We start from the raw sequence: 20,588 nt of genomic DNA, 5'->3' as shown, positions 1-20,588 counted from the left end.
TATGAAACACTGGCTGACACGCGCCTTAATTCTGACGTTAATGCCCCTGTTATTGGTGGGCAGCCTCGCCGTGCTGTGGCAACTTAAACCCATCGCCATAAAAAGCGATATGCTGGCCTTGCTTACACCCATTGCCGATGCGCAAAGCGGCGATAAGGACGCGCTAGATAAGGCCCAGAACTTTTATCTTGCCCAACAACAGTTGCTCGGTGAGCAGCAAAAGCGCCTGGTGTTTTCGCTGCAAGGCGCCAACAGTGAGCAGGCCTATCGGGATCTAGCCCAGGGTTTGGCGCATGCAGGCCTTAAGGTACAAGGGCAACAGCCGCAGCTAACGCAAATCATCGACTTCTACGCGCCGTATCGCGGCGCCCTGATGAGCCAGGAATATGCCCAGGCCATTGGCGAACAGGCCAAGTTTAATCAGTATTTTCAGCGCCAGTTGGCGCAAACTGCCTCGCCCTGGTTAAGTCAGAGTCTAAGCCAAGACATGTCCTTGGCGACCTATAGCTTTGTGAGTACGCTTAGTAACGAGCAAGCCCTCACCCTGGTGGATGGAAAGTTACAAGGTCGCGATGAGCAAGGTGAGCCGGTGTGGTTCCTGCTGGCGCAAACGCATGAAAGCGTAAGTAGCATCGCTGCCACCGAGCGCACCGTCTCGGCCATTGATGCGCTACTGAATCAGTTGCGACAGGATCACCCTCAGGTGCAAATCAGCCATTCCGGTTTACTGTTCCACAACGCTGAAAATGCCACTCAGGCCAAATGGGAGATGAACCGCTTTGGCCTTGCCAGCATAGTCTTGTTATCCATGTTTGTTTTTCTGTCTTTACGTGGCGTCTGGCCCTTGTGGGTAAGTATGCTGACGGTCAGTACTGCCATACTCAGTGGTCTCTTGGCTTTGTTATTGCTGCGTCCTGAAATACATCTCCTGACTCTGGTTTTTGCCACCACCTTGATTGGGGTCGCCATAGACTACGCGTTTCATGCCCTGGTTGATAAAGCGGCGCACAAGGGGCGATATTCTCGCGCTCTTAAACGTGGCTTGCTGTTGGCACTGTGTTCAACCGCCATTGGCTATTTGTGTTTTCTCAGCGCGCCCTTGGTGTTGTTGCAAGATGTAGCCATCTTTGTCGTTGCGGGCTTGATAGGTGCCTGGGTGTTTACCCGTTTCTGCCTGGCTCCGGTGGCCATGACCCTAAGTTTTCGGGCCCCGGTGGTATCGAGTGCCGAGCGCGCTCTGCAATGGCAAGATCAAGCGCGTCGCCACAGTGGCAAGGTCTACCTGGGCCTGGCGGTGCTTTGTGTGCTGCTAAGTGGGTGGCGTATGCCTGCGACTAATGATTCCATTGCCAGTTTTAATGCCAGCAGCGCCGAGCTGATGGCTGCCCAAGCTCAGAATCAGATATACTTGCAAGGCTCCGAGCCAGTACAGCGTTTGCTGCTAAAGGGCAAGGATGTGCAGCAACTGCTCCGGCGTGAAGAGCAGATAAGCGCTTGGCTGCAAGAGCAAGGCGCCCACGCCCAAGGCCTCAGTAGCGCTTTACCAAGTTTGGCGCGTCAGCAAGAAAATGCTCAGGCCTATAACCGAGCTGTGGCAGCCGGGGTATTTGCACCGCTGCAAGCCTTTAGCGGTAAGGTCATAGCACCGGCGACGATTGATTTGCTGGATTATGATGCCTTCTCTATGAGCCCTTTGAGTGCTGCTTTTGCCGAGCTTGTGCACCTTGATGGCGAGGTCTATTCCCTGCTCAACGTCAGCGGCGTCAGCGCGGCGCAACTGCAAGCTATAGGCGCCGAACACGATTATGTGGCGATTGTCGATGTGCCGGGGCAGCTCAGTGCTATGCTGGCGCATTTTCATCGTGGAATTCACCTTGCCTTATTCTTGGCGGCAGTGGCCATTGTGCTGATTTTCGTATTTAGCTTCGGCTGGCGTCAGGGCCTTAAAATGGCGGCCTGGTTGGCCTTATCCACGGCGCTGATTGTCAGTCTCATAGCTCAGTTCAGTGCCATATCGGTGTTTCATACCTTAGGGCTGATTTTGGTGCTGGCACTGGCGGTGGATTACTTTATATTCTATCGCCAGGGTGGCCATAGCGCTCATACCCTGGTAGCCATCAGTTTGTCGTCGCTGTCGTCGCTGGCGGTTTTTGCCATGCTGATTTTTTCCAAAACGCCTGCAATAAGCCAATTTGGTGGTGCCGTCTTACTGGGGCTGCTGGTGGTTTACTTTTTGGCACCTTTAAGTATCGAGAATAATAATGACAAACAATGATTATACAGTGGATGTAGTGGTGATCGGTGCGGGCCCATCGGGCGCCTTGGCCAGCGCCTTGTTGCAGCAATTGGGTTGGCAGGTCAGGGTTTTGGAAGGACAGCATTTCCCGCGCTTTTCCATTGGTGAGAGCCTGTTACCCCAGTGTATGCAGTTCCTTAGTGAGGCCGGCATGGATAAGCTAGTGGACGAGCACGCCGAGAAGCTGGCATTTCAATATAAAAATGGCGCCGCCTTTCATTATCGTGGTACCGACACCGAAATCGACTTTACCGATAAATTCAGCCCTGGTCGCGGCACCACCTATCAGGTAAAGCGCGCTAATTTCGATAAGCTGCTTGCCGATGCCGCCGCCGCCAAGGGCGTGGATATCTGTTACGGCCATAGAGTGCAGACGATCACAGAGCAAGATGATGGCATGCTACTGACGGTAACTCAGGGCGAGGAGCAATACCAGCTGCATAGTCGCTTTGTCCTCGATGCCAGTGGTTTTGGCCGGGTATTGCCACGCTTATTGGATTTAGATAAGCCCTCAAGTTTACCGCCGCGCAGTGCCTACTTTTGTCATGTTAAAGACGGCATTAAGGCATCGCGTTTTGACCGTAATAAAATCCTTATTAGCGTGCACCCCGAGCACAGGGATATCTGGTATTGGTTGATCCCTTTTGCCGATGGCACCGCAAGTTTGGGGGTGGTGGGTGAGCCTCATCATTTTGATACCTCTATCAGCAATGAGGAGAACCTCTGGGCTAAGGTCAAGGCAGAGCCGAATCTGGCCGACCTGCTGGCTGATGCCGAAGCCGTTAACCCGGTGCAAACCCTAGGCGGCTATTCCGCCGATGTATCCAGCCTATACGGTAAACACTATGCCTTGCTGGGCAATGCCGGAGAGTTTTTAGACCCGGTATTTTCATCCGGGGTGACCATAGCCCTGAAATCCGCCTCCCTCGTGGCCCCCGTGGTTGATGCACACCTGCGTGGTGAGCGGGCAGACTTTGAGGGCCAGTTTGCAACACCCTTAAAGCAGGGGGTGGAATGTTTTAAAACCTTCGTTAATGCCTGGTATGACACCCGTTTTCAGGACGTGATTTTTTATCCCGAGCAAAGCGATGAAGTGCGCCGCATGATCAGTGCCATCCTCGCGGGATATGCCTGGGATGCGAACAACCCCTACGTAGTGCAAAGCGAGCGTCGATTAAATGTGTTGGCGCAATTGTGCCAAATGGAGCCTTGTTAATGCGTTGGTTGTGTTTGCTTTTGATCTTTGTGCTTAGTGGTTGTGCTAACCACACAAAAATCGAGCAGGATGCAGGGTACGGTGCGGTAATGTTAACTGCCGACGTGGGCTTGGCACTGAGCGCACCGCCCGCTGAGTTGCTTAATAGCCAATGGCAAAAACGTATGTATGTGACCAAGGCGCAAACCCAGCAGGCACTGCTGAGTCAATTGGCCATTGATAACGACGGCGAGCTGCGCCTAGCGTTAATGAGTGCCGCCGGTTTACCCGTATTTACCCTGAGCTACACCGCCGAGCAAGGTGTGGTGGCCCAGCGTTTTATCGCCGTCGAAGATCTGGATCCAAGTTATATTCTGGCCGATATTCAATTGGTACATTGGCCTCTGGCTCAATTAAATAAGCATTTAAAAGGGGCGCACCTGATTGAATATCGCCAAGGCGGCGAGCTGATCCGCGAGCTGCGCCAAAATGATTCGACCTTGCTGGATATACGTTATGGCGGTGAGGTCATCATCTTGAACAATAAAATTCATCACTACGAGATCCGCTTTGAAGAGGTGAAGCCATGAGGGCATGGTTAAATGATTTAGGCATAGTCAGCGCCTTGGGCGTAGATAAGGCGGAGCACTTACAGGCCCTTTGTGGCCTTGAACAAACGCCGTTAACTCAGGGCAGTGGTCTACATTATGGTGTGCAAGAGAGCGACCAGCATGGTGAGCCTGCTATCCAGCAAGACCCTTATGTGGGCCTGGTGCAGGCAATTCCTTTAACTGCCAAGCAGCGCAACAATCGCCTTATAGACCTTGCCTTGCAGCAATTGGCACCGACTTTGACGCGCATGCGCGCTCGTTATAGCCCGGCGCGTATCGCCGTGGTGGTGGGTACCAGCACGGCGGATATTTACGACGGCGAGCGGGCCCGCAAACATAAAGCGCACACAGGCAGCTGGCCCGAGGGTTATCATTATAACCAGCAGGCCCTTGATGCTCCGGCCGTTTATATCAAGGAAAAACTGGGCTTAGAAGGGATTGCCTACAGTATCTCCACCGCGTGTAGCTCCAGCGCGAAGGCCCTGAGCAGTGCCAAAGGACTGTTGGCTGCCGGTTTAGCCGATGCGGTGATTTGCGGGGGGGCCGACAGTCTATGTCAGTTGACCATCAATGGCTTTAGTGCCTTGGCCTCGACCAGTCATGGATTGTGCCAGCCCTTTGGAGCCGAGCGCGATGGCATCAATATAGGCGAGGGGGCTGCGCTCTTTGTGATGAGTCGCGAGCGCGACCTGGGTGAGAGTCACTGTGCTCTGTTGGGGAGCGGTGCCAGCTCGGATGCACACCATATGTCGGCGCCCGAGCCCAATGGTCATGGCGCCATTGAAGCTATGCGCCAGGCTTTAGCGAACGCTAAGCTGAGTCCAAATCAGATAGACTATCTTAACGCCCATGGCACGGCGACGCCGAAAAATGATGAAATGGAAGCCAAGGCCATCGCCGAGCTGTTTGCCGACCCCGTGCCGGTAAGCTCGACTAAGCATTTAACCGGACACACCCTGGGCGCCGCCGGCGCCATCGAGGCGGGCCTTTGCTGGTTGCTTATTGAACAGCAGCGTTTAGGTGCAGAAGTATTGCCGTCGGCAACGCAGGCGGGACTGCCTTTACCCTGGCACCAGGGCTATGAGCTTGACGCCAACTTGGCACCCATCCAAGTATTACAACAACCCATAACGAAAACCCCAAAAATCTGTATGAGTAATTCCTTTGCCTTTGGTGGCAATAATGCCAGTTTAATTATCGGAGAAGTCGATGCCTGATATTGCCATGACCGAGCTTATCGCTCACCGTCCACCCATGGTGCTGATCGACTCCCTGGTATCGTTTGACGATGACAGTGCCCACTGTCAGGTACGCATTCGCGAAAATAGCCCCTTCTATGACGCCGAGCAGGGCGCGGTGCCAAGTTATATTGGCAGTGAGTACATGGCGCAGGCCATCGCCGCCTACGCCGGGGCTCATGACCTAGATCAGAGTCGAGATATTAAAATCGGCTTTCTCCTGGGCAGTCGCAAAATTCGCTGTCATAAACCGCGCTTTGACCATGGTATGCTGTTGGATATTTTGGTCGAAAAGGTGATTCAAGACGAGTCCGGATTAAGCGTGTTCGCTTGCCGCATTGAGCACCAGGGCGACTGCTTGATCGAAGCCAAAATTAATGTGTTTCAACCCGCCGACCCAATGAAATTTATAAAGGAAAATCAATGAATAGACGTATTTTAGTCACAGGCTCAAGCCGTGGGATCGGCAAGGCCGTTGCGTTGCAACTAGCAGAGCAAGGGTTTGATATTACTTTGCATTGCCGCTCGCAGGTGGCTCTGGCCGAGCAGGTGGCCGAGCAAATTAAGGCCTTGGGCAGAACGGTCAATATTCTGGTTTTCGATGTGACCGACAGAGCCGAGGCCAAGCAAGCGATTGAAGAGGATATCGCCGCCAACGGCGCCTATTACGGCGTAGTGTGTAATGCCGGCGTGACGAGAGATACCGCATTCCCGGCGATGACGGACGAGGAATGGGACACAGTGATCAGCACGGGTCTTGATGGTTTCTATAACGTGGTACGCCCTCTGGTTATGCCCATGGTTAGTGCGCGCAAGGGAGGGCGTATCATTACTCTGGCCTCTGTGTCTGGCATCGCCGGAAATCGTGGTCAGGTCAATTACAGTGCCGCCAAGGCAGGTATTATAGGTGCCACCAAGGCGTTATCGCTGGAATTGGCGAAGCGTAAAATCACGGTGAACTGCGTGGCTCCCGGGTTAATCGAAACCGAGATGACCGCCGAGCTCGATACCAAGATGTTGCTTGAGCACGTGCCGATGCGACGCATGGGCAGTGTTGATGAAGTTGCCGCGACGGTGGCCTTTTTAGCTTCTGATCAGGCGGGTTACATTACCCGTCAGGTTATTTCCGTTAATGGTGGATTAGTATAATGAAACGCGTGGTGATTACGGGCATGTCGTGTATTACGGCATTGGGCGATGATTGGCAAAGCTTTCGTGGTGCGCTGGAGCGTGGCGAAAATGCCGTGCAGACGATGGAGCAATGGGGTGATATCAGCGACCTCAATACCAAGCTGGCGGCGCCGGTCACCCATTTTGAGCGCCCCAGCCATTATAAGCGGAAAATGGTGCGCTCCATGGGCCGCGTGGCCCTAATGGCAACCGTAGCCACCGAGCGCGCCTTGCAGCAGGCTCAGTTACTGGAACACCCGGCGCTTACCAATGGCGATACCGGCATAGCCTATGGTTCATCCACTGGCTCGACGCCGCCGCTCATTGCCTTTGCCGATATGATGAAGTCGGGGCAAATGAATGGTGTAACCGCTACCAGCTATATTCAGATGATGGCACACACGGCGCCGGTGAATATCGGCGTGTTTTTTGGTCTTAAGGGTCGGGTGATCACCACCAGCTCCGCCTGCACCTCCGGCTCTCAGGGTATAGGTTATGCTTATGAAGCGATCAAATACGGTCGTCAGAAGGTGATGGTGGCCGGCGGTGCCGAAGAACTGTGTGTCACCGAGGCGGCGGTATTCGACACCCTGTATGCCACCAGTTGCAATAATGACAATCCCAAAGCAACGCCGCGCCCTTTCGACAGCAAACGCGACGGTTTGGTCATAGGTGAGGGAGCCGGAACCTTAATCCTCGAGGAATACGAGCACGCCAAAGCGCGCGGGGCCACCATCTTGGCGGAAATCGTGGGTTTCGGTTGTAACTCTGACGGTCAGCATGTTACTCAGCCCACCAGCGACACCATGCAGGTTGCCATTGAAATGGCACTGCAAGACGCCGAACTCAGTGCCGATGACATTGGCTATGTAAACGCCCATGGTACTTCCACGGATCGCGGCGATATCGCCGAGTCTCACGCCACCTTTAATGCCTTGGGTGCCAAGCCGATCAGCTCATTAAAAAGCTACCTTGGCCATACCCTCGGCGCCTGTGGGGCGATAGAGGCCTGGGCCTGCATAGAAATGATGCGTGATGGCTGGTTTGCGCCCACCATTAATCTCGACACGGTAGATGAACAGTGTGCGCCACTGCATTACCTGACAGAAGGCAAAGAAATACATTGTGATTATGTGATGAGCAATAACTTTGCTTTCGGTGGTATTAACACCTCTTTAATTTTTAAACGGGCCTAAGCAATGAACAAGGCAATGGTGTTATGCGTGTTACTCTTACTGTGTCCGGCGGTGAAGGCCGCCAGCGAGCTTGAGTTGGGGGCGGGCATTTTTACTACCTCCTTACCCCATTATCTTGGCTCCAGTGAGCATAACAACTACACCTTGCCTTTGCCCTATGTGCGCTATCGCAGCGAGCGCATGAGTGTCGACCGCAACAGTGCGGTGGGCTACCTTTGGCAAAATGACAATTGGCACCTGGATGTGTCGGCCACGGCCAGCTTGGCGGTGGACAGCAAGGACAACCAGGCTCGCTCAGGCATGGACGACCTGGACTGGGTATTTGAATTGGGTCCAGCCTTAGATTATTATTTCGCCGGGCAGCCGCGTAGTAGTAACTCCCTCAAAAGTGGTCTGTTTGTGCGTAAGGCACTGGCCACCGACTTCTCTTCCATTGATGATATCGGCTTTCGTATGGGCCCTTATATGCAATGGCAGCAGTTAGTTTGGCAAAAGGCAGAGCAGACGGTGAGTGTTACCGCCCGTGGTGCCGTTAACTTTGCCACCAGTCAGTATGTCGATTATTTTTACGGCGTAGGCGCGCAGCAGGCAACGGCTGGACGCGGTGAATACGACCCGCAATCCGGTTACAGTGGCAGCGAGCTGTCCCTTGGGGTTAACTACAATAGCAAGCGTTGGTGGGTCGGTGGCTTTGTAAAATATTACCGCATCAAGGACGCGGTCTGGCGCGACAGCCCCCTGGTTGAGCGACACCATAATCTTGCCTTTGGCATCGGCCTGGCATGGAAGTTTTATAACGTAGAGGGAAATTAAGGATGAAAAAATCACTGTTTTTAGCGCTGGGATTGGCGCTGACGGCGAATACGGCCCTGGCTCGTGACGATATCGGTTACTACAATATTGCCGAGCTACTGGGAACCACTAAGGCCAAAAATGCGCTTCTGGATGTGCCGCTGTATTTTGGCAATCAGGCATACGGCGAGGTGCAGGAAACCTATGGTGAGGTGACCACCAACCAAAAAACCAATGCCTTTAACAAGTCTGACAAGGAAGCCTGTCAATGGGTGATGCTGAGTGCCCTTAAGGCATTGCAGGAGCGTGCCAAGCGCGAGGGCATGAATGCGGTGGTGAATATTCAGTCGTACTACAAAAAGCGCGAATTTGTCAGTGAAACCGAATTTGAATGTGGTGCCGGCTTTCTTATCGCCGGTGTTGCCCTAAAAGGCACCCTAGTTAAACGCTAAGCGCTTGTAATACGTATCCTTGTTGCACTATTGCCCCTGAAAAAGGTAGCTTTTTCGTTTGCCTTTGTTAACATTAGGTAAATTTTTGCTAAGGCAAATGAAAGTAGTACCAATAAGGACGTTTATGGCGCGTTATGCTCGTTTTTCATTTTTTGCATGTGCGGCCGCAACTCTCAGCAGTGCAGCGGCGCATGCGTATCCCCCAGCACAACACTATGCCTTGGTTCAGGCTCAGGATGAAATCCAGCTTGATGGCCAGTTAAACGAAGAGGTGTGGCAGCGCGCCACGCAAATTGACGTTAATACCCAAAACGAACCACTCGAGCGGGCGCCTTCTCCGGTGCAAACCACCGCTTACCTGTTTGAAGACGGTCGTTTTCTCTATCTCGGCATCGATGCCAAAGACCCAAACCCAAGGGCCATTCGTGGCGCCCTGCGCGACAGGGATGAATTATGGCAGGATGACAATGTTGGGATTGTCATCGACAGCCTGAATGATGAGCGCAATGCCTTTGAGTTTTTTGTAAATGCCTATGGCGCTCAGGGAGACATACTCTCTACCGATTTCGATACCTGGATAACAGATCCTAGCTGGGATGCCACCTGGTATAGCGGCGCACACATCTATGAAGGCGGTTACAGTGTGGAGATGAAGATCCCGCTGACCGTATTAAACCTTCCAGAAACGGACGAAGAGATCACCTGGGGCATTTCCATCGCCCGCAACTACCCTCGCGATGTGATGTACCGTATCTCCAACGTGGGCTTTGACTTGGATATCAAGTGTAGTTTTTGCCAGTTTGATAAGCTGACCGGTCTGTCCGAGCGCCATGAGCAGCGAGATCTATCCGTTGCCCCTTATGTCAGTGCTAAACGCAGCGATAGCAAGGATCCGGTGCCGGGTCCTTGGCAACAGGGTGATACCGAGGTCGAAGTCGGTGCCGATTTACGCTGGCGCGTCAATGATGAGACCTTGCTTAACGCCACCATCAACCCAGACTTCTCACAAGTGGAAGCCGATGCGGTACAACTGGACGTTAACACCAATTATTCCTTGTACTATGCGGAAAAACGACCGTTTTTCCTCGATGGCTCCTCGTTTTTTCGCACCAATCAGCTGGAGCTTTTGTATAGCCGCACCATAGCCGAACCGGACTACGGCATTAAGTTAAGTGGTAAAAATGGCGCCCATACCTATGCTGGACTGGTGACCGATGACAATAATGCCTCGGTGCTTTTGCCGGGTAATCAGGGCTCTTCGTTGGCGCAGTTAGAGGACGATGTGACCAATACCGTCGCCCGTTATCGTTATGATTTGGGTCAGCGCAGTGGCCTCGGGGTGATGTTGACTCACCGCCAGGGTGGTGACTATCACAATACCGTGGGGGCGCTCGACGGCACCTACGGACTCAATGCCAGCGACTCCATTAATTACGCCATTGCGTATGCGGACACCGAAAACAGTGCCCAGTTCGCCAATGACTGGCAACTGGATGAGCAGCAATCCGGCACCGCCGTCAGTCTGGCCGTGCAACGGCTCAAGCGAGACTATCAGTTGCGAGCCCAGTACGAGCAAATTAGCGAAGATTTCCGCGCCGATATGGGCTATCAGCCTAAGGCCGACTATCGCGAGGTGGAACTCGGTGGCGGCCAAATTTGGTATGGCCAGGAACAGGACTGGCTGAGTAAGTGGAGTTATGACCTTGAGTGGCAGAAGGCCTACGATCTCGATGGTGAATTACTGGAGCAGCAATACCAGGGTTATGTCTATGGCGAAGGGCCCTGGATGTCGAGTTTTGAGCTGGGCATGTGGCACAGTGACGAGTTGTATTACGGCGAGTACTTTATACAAAACAACGGATATGTGGTGCTTTCCGTGCGCCCCTTGCAGGACTTAACCTATCAGTTCTATGGCGACTATGGCTCGCGCATCGACTACAGTAACGCGCGTCTAGGCGAGGGCAGCGACATTGAAAACACCCTTACCTGGGACGCCAATCAGCATTTACAACTGCAGTTAAGTTATAACTACAGCACTTTAGAGGTGGACAACGAGCGGGTGTTCACTGCCGATCAGTGGGATGTGCGTCTTTATTATAAGTTTAATATTCGCAGCATGCTGAAACTGATCTGGCAACACGAAGACGTTGATCGTAATCAGCAAGCCTATTTATACCGTCAGGTGCATCAACGTAACCGTAATTTTGGTTCGCAACTGGTGTACTCCTATACCATCAACCCGCAGTCGGTGTTTTACCTTGGCTATTCCGACAGCGGTTATCAAAATGATGATCTCGACAGCCTTACTCGCAATGAGCGTACCTTCTTTACCAAGATCAGTTATGCATGGCAATTGTAGGCCCAGCCTCTTTATCGTCTAGACTAAAATGAATGTCGTCGCCGCGCTTATTGGCGACCTCATTCATGCGCGTTAGCATGCGATTAATGCGGGCCCGCTCGTAGGGGTTGTCAATACAGTGCTCGGCGTCATAAACGGTGGCTTGCACATAGCGGTATAACGCCTGGGTATATTCCTTGTTGTAATCACAGACAAAAAGAATATTCTTCAACGCCTCAATCAGGTTAACCAGTACCGTGGTGTCATTGCAGCCATAGTGGCGGATAGGGTCGAAGTTTTCTTCCAACAATGACGCCAGACTGGGCTCATAAAACCATAACAGCGGTGATTGTTGCTGTTCGGTGTTGAGCAGCGTGTAGTTGTGATCCGCGACATGTAGGCGAGCGATAGTAAGGATACTGAGCATATCTATGGCCTTGACCGCAGTGCCGGGGTCGTTAATGCCCGGGCTCAGTGCCTTAATCGCAATTTCGGCGATTTGCCGCAGACCATAGCTGTAATGATCGCCAATATACTCCTCAATATAAAACACGCTGCATTTATGAATTTGTTCGCAGAGCTCTTCATCTGCGCTAATGTCTCTGTCCAGCGCCAAGTAGGGAAAATCTTCGACACAGAAAAAGCCGGGCTCCACTTCCGCTACCATACGCAGTTCGTGTTGGGCCAACAGCTTGCACAGTTGATGAGTATGCACGCCCTTAAAATAGCCAGCCCGCGGACTTTTGAGGCGATACCAATCGCTGTAATCTGGCACCGCCGCAGCAATTCGTGGGTCTTGATAGGCGATCAGGTTTTGCAACTGCTTGTTGGTTTGCGCAAACAAGGTATTCAACACGCTGTCGACCTGGATGGAGCGAGAGATGGAATGGATAAAGAATACAAAGAGCACCAGATTGTATATGCCAATGGCCAAAGCGAAAAAGGTGCCCAGAGCCGGAGTTTGTAAGGTCTCCCCCTTGGTGTGGATATTCATCAGGGTAAGCAGGGTAAAGACGATGCTGCCTAGATACATACCGAGCACATATTGGTGCGCCTTATTACTGATTAGCCCTGGTAACACCCGCGGCGACAAGGTGGCGGCGGCATTGTTTAACACCACCATGACCATGGAAAAGCTAAACACGGTGAGCGAGATCAAGCCGCCGGCGAGTATGCTGAGCAGGGTTTTGGCGGTATCGACATCGGTGACAAAGAGCACCGGCCAGGCCTGCTTTATGCGCATTACCCAGCTTTGGTATTCTATATTGGCCAGTACCATGGCGAACAACATAAAGAGGGTAATAATAATCGCTGGGTAGAAGCCAATGCTGCTGACAATAGCGCGGTATTGATCTGCTATTTTACGGGGTGTGCGCATGAATACCTCATTATTCTATGTTGTTGTCAGCGAGCTACTCGTTAAAATAGAGCACTATACTGCCCCCTTCGAGGGCGCTGCCATGATGATAGTTTAGGCCAATACCAATGTTTTCCAGCCACGAAGACCAGGTACTGGTATCGAGCAAGACACCCACGCCATATTCATAAAAATGATTCGTAGCAAACGAGCTGGCGCTGTCACCACCTAGATCGACGCGATGAGCCTTAATATAGATGGCCTGAGTAAACTCGCCTATATGCGCGGTGTCGAAGCGCGCCTTAATGCCACTTTGGTAACGCCAGCCCTCAGGCCTGATTTTACCCAAGGCCGAAGGCTCCACCAGTGTGGTGCCGTAGTAATAACTATAACTGGTTTTATATTCATAGTAGCCCCAATGGCGAGGTAGGCGGTACATCATCTCTACATGCGGGCTGGCAACAAGGGCGTTGGCGCTGATGTTAACCACGCTGCCATCGAGGGCGGGCGCCAATACCTGCCTGCTGAGCTGAGAGTTATAGTCGTAGTCGTTGTAATAACGAAAACCCTGCAGGCGAGCGCCAAAACCGAACCACCATTTGGAGCTGATTGGCCGTTCAAATATCCAGTTGGCGCCAAACCCATAGATGCTTTCTTCGAAGCTATCGGCGCGCTCTTGGTTAAAAAGATTTAGGCTGTTTTTTTGATCTATGTAGCTGCCTTGCAGATGCAACTGACTGTTATATTCTTTGAATATTTCCGGGCTGGTGGTCTTGATGCCAAACGGGACGTTAAACACATTGAGGTCCTGGCGTAATTCATTGCCGCTTTGCGAGTCATCATCAAACAGTGCCGCAGGACTGCTGAAATGACCATAACCCAGGCTCACCGACTCGCCATTGGTGAGCACCATGGCCGTGGCAAAGTTTTGCTCCAGTAGCTTTGCTGCGCCAGCGATGCTGTAACAAGGCAGGCAAACCAGGGTGATAAGGAAGAAAATACGCACAAGAGTCATTAATAACTAATTGAATAATAAACACTATAGCAGCTAACAAAAAGCCGGCAACATGGCCGGCTCTTATCATTAAGGTTGGTAATAGATTGGTGAGCCCGGGCCCACCGGCATACCGAGTACGAATACCCAAAGGTAGAACAAACACACCCAACCAACGAAGAAGATCATGCTGTACGGCAGCATGGTTGCGACCAGCGTGCCTATGCCCATGTCCTTCTTGTATTTACAGGCCACCGCGAGTATCAGGCCGAAGTAACTCATCATGGGGGTGATCAGGTTGGTTACCGAGTCACCGATACGATAGGCCGCCTGAATGGTTTCTGGCGCGTAACCAATCAGCATCAGCATGGGCACGAAAATAGGCGCGGTAACCGCCCATTGTGCCGATGAAGAGCCCAGGCTAAGGTTAACCAGCGCGCACATCAGGATAAAGAACACGAACACCTCGGGGCCGGTCAGATTCAGCGCCTGCAATAACGCGGCGCCGTTAACGGCTAATATGGTACCCAGGTTGGTCCATTTAAAGAAGGCAACAAACTGGGCGGCGAAAAACACCAGCACAATATACATGCCCATGGAGCCCATGCTCTTACTCATGGCATCAATGACATCGCGGTCATTCTTCATGGTGCCAACAACACGGCCGTAAACAAAACCCGGGATTGCGAAGGTAATAAAGATAATCACCACTATGCCCTTTAAGAAGGGTGAGCCCTTAATTTCGCCGGTGGCTTGGTGACGCAAAATGCCGTCATCCGGAATAACGGTAAAGGCCAAGAGTACACCCAGGGCCAGGAAGGTAAGACCGGCCCATTTTAGACCGCTTTTTTCGCGTTGGCTGAGGTGCTCAATTTTGTTTTCGCCTAAATCGATACTGGCTTCACTTGGGTCGTATTTGCCCAGGCGCGGCTCAACAATCTTCTCGGTCACCCAGGTACCCAGGATGGCGATAAGGAATACCGAGACAAACATAAAGTAGTAGTTAGCTTCGGCGCCGACCTGATATTCCGGGTCGATCATTTGCGCCGCCGGGGTAGTAATACCGGCCAACAAGGGGTCTATGGTACCCAGTAACAGGTTGGCGCTGTAACCGCCAGATACACCAGCGAAGGCGGCTGCCAGACCGGCCAGTGGATGGCGCCCTAGACTATGGAAAATCATCGCCGCCAGCGGAATAAGTACTACGTAGCCAAGCTCGGAGGCGGTATTAGAGAGAATGGCCGCAAACACCACCATAAAGGTCACCAGGCGTTTAGAGGCGCCCATGACCATGCCACGCATGGCTGCAGAAAGCATACCCGAGTGCTCGGCCACGCTAACGCCTAACAGCGCAACCAGCACGGTACCTAAAGGCGCAAAGCCGGTAAAGTTAGTAACCAGGCCTTCGAAAATGCGTCTTAGGCCCTCGGCACTCATCAGGCTCACAACCTCGATAACGCCATCGGGATCGCGGCCTTTGGCACCCTCGGGGCGCGGGTCGATGGCACTCAGCCCTGCCCAGTCGGCGATGCCGCTGATAACCACGATGGCAACACAGAAAAGTGCAAATAATGTAATGGGGTGAGGGAGCAGGTTGCCGAGAAACTCGACGGTCGCGAGAAAGCGATTAAACCAGCCCTTTTGTTGTTCTTGTTGTTCCGGTACGGCGGAGGATACTGCCTTGGTCATACCTTATTTATCCCTTGGAGTCACAAATGGGAGCAAAGATACCATTAATGGCCATTGGGATCATGGTGTTTCGGCAAATCCGCGCCTATAAGCGGTGAAATACGGGGAAAATGAGCATGGCGAAGTTAGGGCTCTTTGCCAATACTCAACAGCTTTTTCATAAAATCCGATTTGTTCTTGTCGCTTTGATAGTCGAGGTGATAGGTGTTATGAAAGCCAAAACGCAAGAGCACACCACTGCCTTGCAGATACAGGGTGTAACCATCGACATCGGAATAAGCGTATAGTCCCTGATAAAACTTGCCTTGCTCGGTTTGTTCACCATATTGTTGAATATGCTCGTAAGCGCGTAGCAGGATTTTACTGTCTATTTCATTTTTCATAACGGATATCCGGCTTCTTTGTGGCCTAGGGTTAGTTATAATCTTTGGGCAAGTGACGTAAAAGTAAAGAGTTTAATTGAAAAATAGGAGTCAGCGTGTGCAGGTACAGGTATTGGGCAGCAGCTCGGGAACACCAACAAGAAGCCGAAATGTTTCCGCTTATGCCGTATTTCGTGACGATCAAAAGCCCTGGTATCTGGTCGATTGTGGCGAGGCGACTCAACACCAGATATTAAGAAGTAAGCTATCGCTTTATCATCTTGAGGCCGTGTTTATTACCCATAAGCACGGCGACCACTGCTACGGCCTACCCGGGCTGATTGCTTCGGCGGGGCTATCGGGACGCACCCACTCCATGAGGATAGTGGCGCCTGTAGAAGTGCTTGAATTTGTCCGTGCCGCCATGGCAATGAGTGAGTGGAGTTTGCCCTTTAATCTGGAGTTATGTGCTCTTGAACGCCTGAATGAACAGGCCTTTAGTTGGGTTGAGGTACAAAGCTGCCCATTGCAGCACAGGGTGCCAAGTTACGGCTTTAAATTTACGGAAATTCAGATCCCGCGCAAGTTGGCTATTGACCGACTTCAAGCGCAGCACATAGCCAGTGGACCCCATTATAACCTGCTGCAGCGAGGTGAGGACGTTAGCTACCAAGGCAGGCTTTTATCTGCCGGTGACTACACCTATTTAGCCTGGCAGCCCAGGGTGATCATTGTCTGTGGTGATAATGAAGCGCCCACTTGTTTAGACCCTGTGATTTCCGGTGTGCACCTGCTGGTTCATGAAGCCACCTTTTTGGCTACGGACTTACGAAAGGTTGGCGTTCACACAGGCCACAGCGATGTACAGCGTGTCAGCGCCTATGGACAAGAACACAAACTGCCAGCCTTACTGCTTACCCACTTTAGTGCGCGTTATGCTCCGGGAGAGGGCATGAAGCCACTGTTCGTTGAGGCCAAGGCCGAATATTCAGGTCGGCTTTTTTTGGCCACCGATGGCATGATAGTCGAGGTGGCGAAAAACGCCGAGGTGGTAGTGGTGCAAGCAGGGTTCAGTAAAGAATAATAGGCTGAATTCTTAAGGGGTAAGGTATGGTCAAACTATCTGCATTTTTAATGCATGGATGCGGATGGTCATTTACGCTTCTATTGATTCAAAAAAGCCTTGCCTCATTAGGCAGTTAGCAGAGTTTTTGGGGCTCTTATAATAGTTACACTGCAATTGTTTAAAAATCACACAATAAAAACAATAATCCAAGTAAATACAGTTGGTTATAGCGTATTGATTTTCACTTTTATGTCGGCTCTGTGGTGTGCTTAAAGAATGATGTATGGTTAGGCATGCACCCGTATTAAGAACAAAATCCAGCTAAATCCCCTGTTCAGTTGATGTTAATCGAGATTTTTATCTAAAAAAGGTCTTTTTTACGCATTTTTATCCTGAACGGCTTGTTCAGTTACAATTTTGTTCGTTTCTTGTCCATTGATTTATAAAAAGTTTCAAAAATCGTCTAAAAAAAGATCAATTTCACCATTGAGAATCTTTAAATCACCTTGTTAGAATGCGCCTTCGTTTGGACCCCAATGGTCCATGAAGTAAGATTCGAAAGCACTCTCGAAACGGCAAACATTACGAAATTAATGTACGCAAAATCACAGGCCCTAACTGGTTTAGGCGGTGGGCAGCTGGGTTACCGAAAGAGGCGCGTTGATAGAGCTCGGTCATTGACTTGGTCATGGTACTGGGAGCTTTCGAAGTGATATACAAACTTTGAGAGGTTCTAGTAGTGACTATAACGAAAGGCGTCGTAACGCCTAATAAACTTTCTTCTTCTGTTTTAAAAGCCTGTGGCCTAGGACTTTTGGCAACTACTTTGGGCTTTACCTCAAATAATCTTTTCGCTGCAAACGCCCAGACGATGCAACACGGCCAGGTTTTCAAACAAGCGCAGGTCGACAATCAGGCCAGCACTCAAGCAAACAAAACACAATTAGAGCAACAAACCCTGGACCTTGCCGCTACCATGGGTGAGCTTCGCCGTGCCAACAAGGGTGCCACTAAGGGTGTTAAAGGCTCCGATGCCGCCTTTGAACAACAGCTTCAAGAACTCGTTTTAGAACGCCAGGCAAGCCAATACGCTTTGTTGCAACTTGATGCTAATGCTGCATTGCGCACCGTGATGCCAAAAGCCAAGCGTACCGGCATGCCCGCTCATATCGAAGCAAAGTTAGCACAGCAAGCGGAGCTGGTTGGTGAGCTGGAATTGGTGTATGAAGATTCAGAGCAACCGGGCCAAACTCGCCTAAGCTACTACTTAAGTACGGCAAATAAAAAGGTACAGCTATTTGTACCGGATAATATCGATACCCATTTATTGCAGTCGGGTGCCAAGGTGCGCGTTAAGGGCTGGCAATTTAATAATGGCGAGCAAGACAATACGCAAACGTCATTGGTACTGGGCGAAGAACAAAATAACCTAGAAGTGCTTGCCGCCGGTGGTGACATTGAGAGCACCAGCGTTTCTACTCAAGCCGCACTCACGGGTACCACGGGGGAGCAAAAAGTACTGGTATTAATGCTGAACTTCCAGGACAACGCTAGCGCTCGCCCTTGGACGGCGCAGGAAGTCGAAGACATGGTGTTTGGTCGTGTAAACGACTATTACATGGAAGCTTCCTATGGCCAAACCTGGCTCACGGGTGATGTGCGTGGTTATTACACCATGCCTATCGACACCACCTGTGAATATTTCCACATGGACAGCTATGCGCAGCAGGTGGCCAGAGACAATGGTATCGACCTGAGTCAGTATGATCGCCTGGTCTATATGCTGCCACAAAACAATAATTGTGGATGGCAGGGCCAGGGGACAGTGGGTGGCTCTCCATCACGAGCCTGGATCAATGGCGAACTTAACCTTAAGATTATCGGCCATGAATTGGGTCACAATCTGGGCCTTAAGCACGCTAAGGGTAGAAGTTGTAATTCCGATGGCTCCTGCTTTGTTTCTACTTATGGCGACAAGCTTGATATTATGGGTCGTTCAGAAGGTCACTATAATGTGTTCAATAAGGAGCGTTTGGGCTGGCTAACGGCGCAGCGCGGTGAAATCATTACCGCCGATGCGGATGGTAGCTATCAACTGGAGCCCTATGAGCAAGCCTCACAAGGTCAGGCCAAGGGCTTAAAAGTTCGCCGTGGTACCGATGCCAGCACGGGTGAGCCGCTTTACTACTACCTGGAATATCGCCAAGGCACTGGTTTCGATAGTTTTCTAGCCGGTAAACCGCTCACCGAAGGCGTCTTGCTGCACTACAACGAATCCAAATCAGATATTGAAAGTAGCATCCTGATAGACGTGACTCCTAGAAGCGGGAGTGATGACTTGGCAGACGCGGCCATAGTAACTGGGCAAAGCTATAATGATGCCGAGGCCGGTGTCACCATCACCACCGAGTGGGCCAATAGCTCAGGCGTGGGTGTAAATATCAGCTACTCAGGCCAGCAAACCTGTGTTGCAGCGCAGCCAAGTATTGCGCTGGCGTCGAACAGCAGTGTTTGGGCCAATGCCGGTGAAACCGTAACTTATAGCGCGACCTTAACGAATAACGACAGCGTCGAGTGTGGCAACAGCAATTACAGTGTTTCTGCACAAGTACCATCGGGCTGGAATGCAACGCAGCAATCGGTGAGCCTGGCGCCGGGTCAAAGCACCACGGTAAGCTTAAACGTTACTTCAAGCACGACCGCTACAGACGGCTTCTACGATGTCACCATTAAGGGTGTGAATATCAGCGATACTCGCTATCAAGCCAGTACTACTGCGTCTTATGTGGTTGAAACGCAAGTGGCGGCCTGTGTATCGGCAAATCCACAATGGACCTTGCTCAACAGTAATGCTACCGAGGTAGTGGCGGGCACTGCGGTTACCTATCAGGGCACATTAACCAACAAGGACGATGCGAACTGCGCAGCTTCAACCTTTGATGTAAAGGCGAGCCTGCCTGCGGGTTGGCAAGCCACTAGCCCAAGTGTGAGCTTGGCTCCTGGCCAATCACAAACTTTGAACGTCAGCGTGACGTCGGCGGCGGATGCCAATGCCGGTGTGTATGACTTTAGTCTGGTTGCACTAAACCGTGATAATGGCGGCTATCAGAGCTCGGCCAGTGCTACTTATCAGGTAGCGGCGCCGGTGGCCAGTTGTCGTTTGGCGGCACCAAAACTAGTTGTGGCCGATGCGCTTGGCAGCGAAGTTGATGCCGGCACAGTACAACGCTATAACGTCGAGATCACTAACCAGAATCAGGATTGTGCCGATGCGACCTATAACTTGAGCATAGCTACGCCAAGCGGTTGGAGTGCCAGTAATAATACTGTGACCCTGGCCAGCGGTGCGACCACAACCGTCAGTGTGAGCGTAATGTCACCGACCAGCGCCAGTGCCGGCAGCTATAATTTGACCTTGACGGCTAAGGACGTAGCAAATACCGCCTACAGCAGCACCAGCACCTTGGTTTACCGTGTGGCACAGCAACAGAACAATGCCCCAGTAGCCAACAGTGACTCAGCAACGCTGACGTCAAAAACGGCCATTTACATCAATGTGCTTGGCAATGACAAGGATATCGACGGCGATACCCTAGTAGTTAAGAGTGCGACTCAAGGTGCCAAGGGCAGCGTACAGGTACTGAGCGATGGTCGCATTAAGTACACGCCGGCAAAAAGCTTTAAAAGCAGTGACAGCTTTAGCTATACCATTAGTGATGGCCAATTGCAGTCTACGGCAACGGTAAATGTCACTCTAGCCAGCGACGGTGGCAGCACTGGCGGTGGTAATAAGGCCAAGGGTAAGCGTTAGTTTTTAATTATAACTTATAAA

The 20,588-nt window shown here is 51.6% G+C and carries 16 protein-coding genes and 1 riboswitch; of the genes, 12 read left to right on the top strand and 4 right to left on the bottom strand.

Annotated features, from left to right (window positions below):
* Nucleotide 1: 1 nt before the first annotated feature.
* From KD147_RS08115 to KD147_RS08070, 10 genes are all read left to right on the top strand, one after another.
* A complete protein-coding gene (locus tag KD147_RS08115; protein ID WP_212547477.1) occupies nucleotides 2-2,275 on the top strand; it encodes an MMPL family transporter in 2,274 nt (757 codons plus the stop codon).
* Nucleotides 2,262-3,512 (top strand): NAD(P)/FAD-dependent oxidoreductase, encoded by a 1,251-nt coding sequence (locus KD147_RS08110; protein WP_212547476.1) that lies wholly within the window; start codon nucleotides 2,262-2,264, stop codon nucleotides 3,510-3,512. Before KD147_RS08115 ends, KD147_RS08110 begins: the two co-directional genes overlap by 14 nt.
* On the top strand, nucleotides 3,512-4,081 hold the full coding sequence (locus KD147_RS08105) for a DUF3261 domain-containing protein (protein WP_212547475.1): 570 nt from the start codon (nucleotides 3,512-3,514) through the stop codon (nucleotides 4,079-4,081). Before KD147_RS08110 ends, KD147_RS08105 begins: the two co-directional genes overlap by 1 nt.
* The gene (locus tag KD147_RS08100) at nucleotides 4,078-5,319 is read left to right on the top strand and encodes a beta-ketoacyl-ACP synthase (protein WP_212547474.1); all 1,242 of its coding nucleotides are present in this window, start codon (nucleotides 4,078-4,080) and stop codon (nucleotides 5,317-5,319) included. The genes KD147_RS08105 and KD147_RS08100 overlap by 4 nt, the downstream gene beginning before the upstream one ends.
* Nucleotides 5,312-5,767 carry a hotdog family protein gene (locus tag KD147_RS08095; protein ID WP_212547473.1) on the top strand — a complete coding sequence of 152 codons (456 nt, stop codon included), beginning with the start codon at nucleotides 5,312-5,314 and terminating at the stop codon, nucleotides 5,765-5,767. Before KD147_RS08100 ends, KD147_RS08095 begins: the two co-directional genes overlap by 8 nt.
* Nucleotides 5,764-6,489 (top strand): 3-oxoacyl-ACP reductase FabG, encoded by a 726-nt coding sequence (gene fabG, locus KD147_RS08090; RefSeq protein WP_105189031.1) that lies wholly within the window; start codon nucleotides 5,764-5,766, stop codon nucleotides 6,487-6,489. Before KD147_RS08095 ends, fabG begins: the two co-directional genes overlap by 4 nt.
* Entirely contained in the window at nucleotides 6,489-7,706 is a 1,218-nt protein-coding gene (locus KD147_RS08085; protein ID WP_105189030.1) for a beta-ketoacyl-ACP synthase, read from the top strand. Before fabG ends, KD147_RS08085 begins: the two co-directional genes overlap by 1 nt.
* A gap of 3 nt (nucleotides 7,707-7,709) precedes the next feature.
* A complete protein-coding gene (locus KD147_RS08080; RefSeq protein WP_212547472.1) occupies nucleotides 7,710-8,519 on the top strand; it encodes a MipA/OmpV family protein in 810 nt (269 codons plus the stop codon).
* A 2-nt stretch (nucleotides 8,520-8,521) separates the two neighbouring features.
* A complete protein-coding gene (locus KD147_RS08075; RefSeq protein ID WP_212547471.1) occupies nucleotides 8,522-8,950 on the top strand; it encodes an excinuclease ABC subunit A in 429 nt (142 codons plus the stop codon).
* 124 nt (nucleotides 8,951-9,074) lie between these two features.
* A complete protein-coding gene (locus KD147_RS08070; protein WP_212547470.1) occupies nucleotides 9,075-11,309 on the top strand; it encodes a carbohydrate binding family 9 domain-containing protein in 2,235 nt (744 codons plus the stop codon).
* Here the strand turns inward: KD147_RS08070 and KD147_RS08065 are convergent.
* The 4 genes from KD147_RS08065 to KD147_RS08050 all read right to left on the bottom strand — a co-directional run bounded on the left by KD147_RS08065 (nucleotide 11,287) and on the right by KD147_RS08050 (nucleotide 15,711).
* Nucleotides 11,287-12,666, bottom strand: a complete 1,380-nt coding sequence (locus KD147_RS08065) for a DUF2254 domain-containing protein (RefSeq protein WP_212547469.1) — start codon at nucleotides 12,664-12,666, stop codon at nucleotides 11,287-11,289. The genes KD147_RS08070 and KD147_RS08065 overlap by 23 nt on opposite strands.
* 34 nt (nucleotides 12,667-12,700) lie before the next feature.
* A complete protein-coding gene (locus KD147_RS08060) occupies nucleotides 12,701-13,660 on the bottom strand; it encodes a Solitary outer membrane autotransporter beta-barrel domain (protein WP_212547468.1) in 960 nt (319 codons plus the stop codon).
* Between the two features lie 69 nt (nucleotides 13,661-13,729).
* Nucleotides 13,730-15,328, bottom strand: a complete 1,599-nt coding sequence (locus KD147_RS08055) for an AbgT family transporter (protein ID WP_105254618.1) — start codon at nucleotides 15,326-15,328, stop codon at nucleotides 13,730-13,732.
* Nucleotides 15,329-15,453: 125 nt separating this feature from the next.
* Nucleotides 15,454-15,711 (bottom strand): DUF3081 family protein, encoded by a 258-nt coding sequence (locus tag KD147_RS08050; protein WP_105189024.1) that lies wholly within the window; start codon nucleotides 15,709-15,711, stop codon nucleotides 15,454-15,456.
* A gap of 97 nt (nucleotides 15,712-15,808) precedes the next feature.
* On the opposite strand from KD147_RS08050, the gene KD147_RS08045 reads away from it, so the two are divergent.
* Nucleotides 15,809-16,774, top strand: a complete 966-nt coding sequence (locus KD147_RS08045) for a ribonuclease Z (RefSeq protein ID WP_212547467.1) — start codon at nucleotides 15,809-15,811, stop codon at nucleotides 16,772-16,774.
* Between the two features lie 546 nt (nucleotides 16,775-17,320).
* Nucleotides 17,321-17,407: riboswitch (cyclic di-GMP riboswitch) on the top strand.
* Between the two features lie 88 nt (nucleotides 17,408-17,495).
* Nucleotides 17,496-20,567 (top strand): NEW3 domain-containing protein, encoded by a 3,072-nt coding sequence (locus tag KD147_RS08040; RefSeq protein ID WP_349304680.1) that lies wholly within the window; start codon nucleotides 17,496-17,498, stop codon nucleotides 20,565-20,567.
* Nucleotides 20,568-20,588 lie beyond the last annotated feature (21 nt).

This window comes from Pseudoalteromonas sp. BDTF-M6 (genome assembly GCF_018334135.1).
Classification (GTDB): Bacteria; Pseudomonadota; Gammaproteobacteria; order Enterobacterales; family Alteromonadaceae; genus Pseudoalteromonas.
Note: the sequence above shows the minus strand (reverse complement) of the source record. Positions and strands in the feature narration are given on the sequence as shown.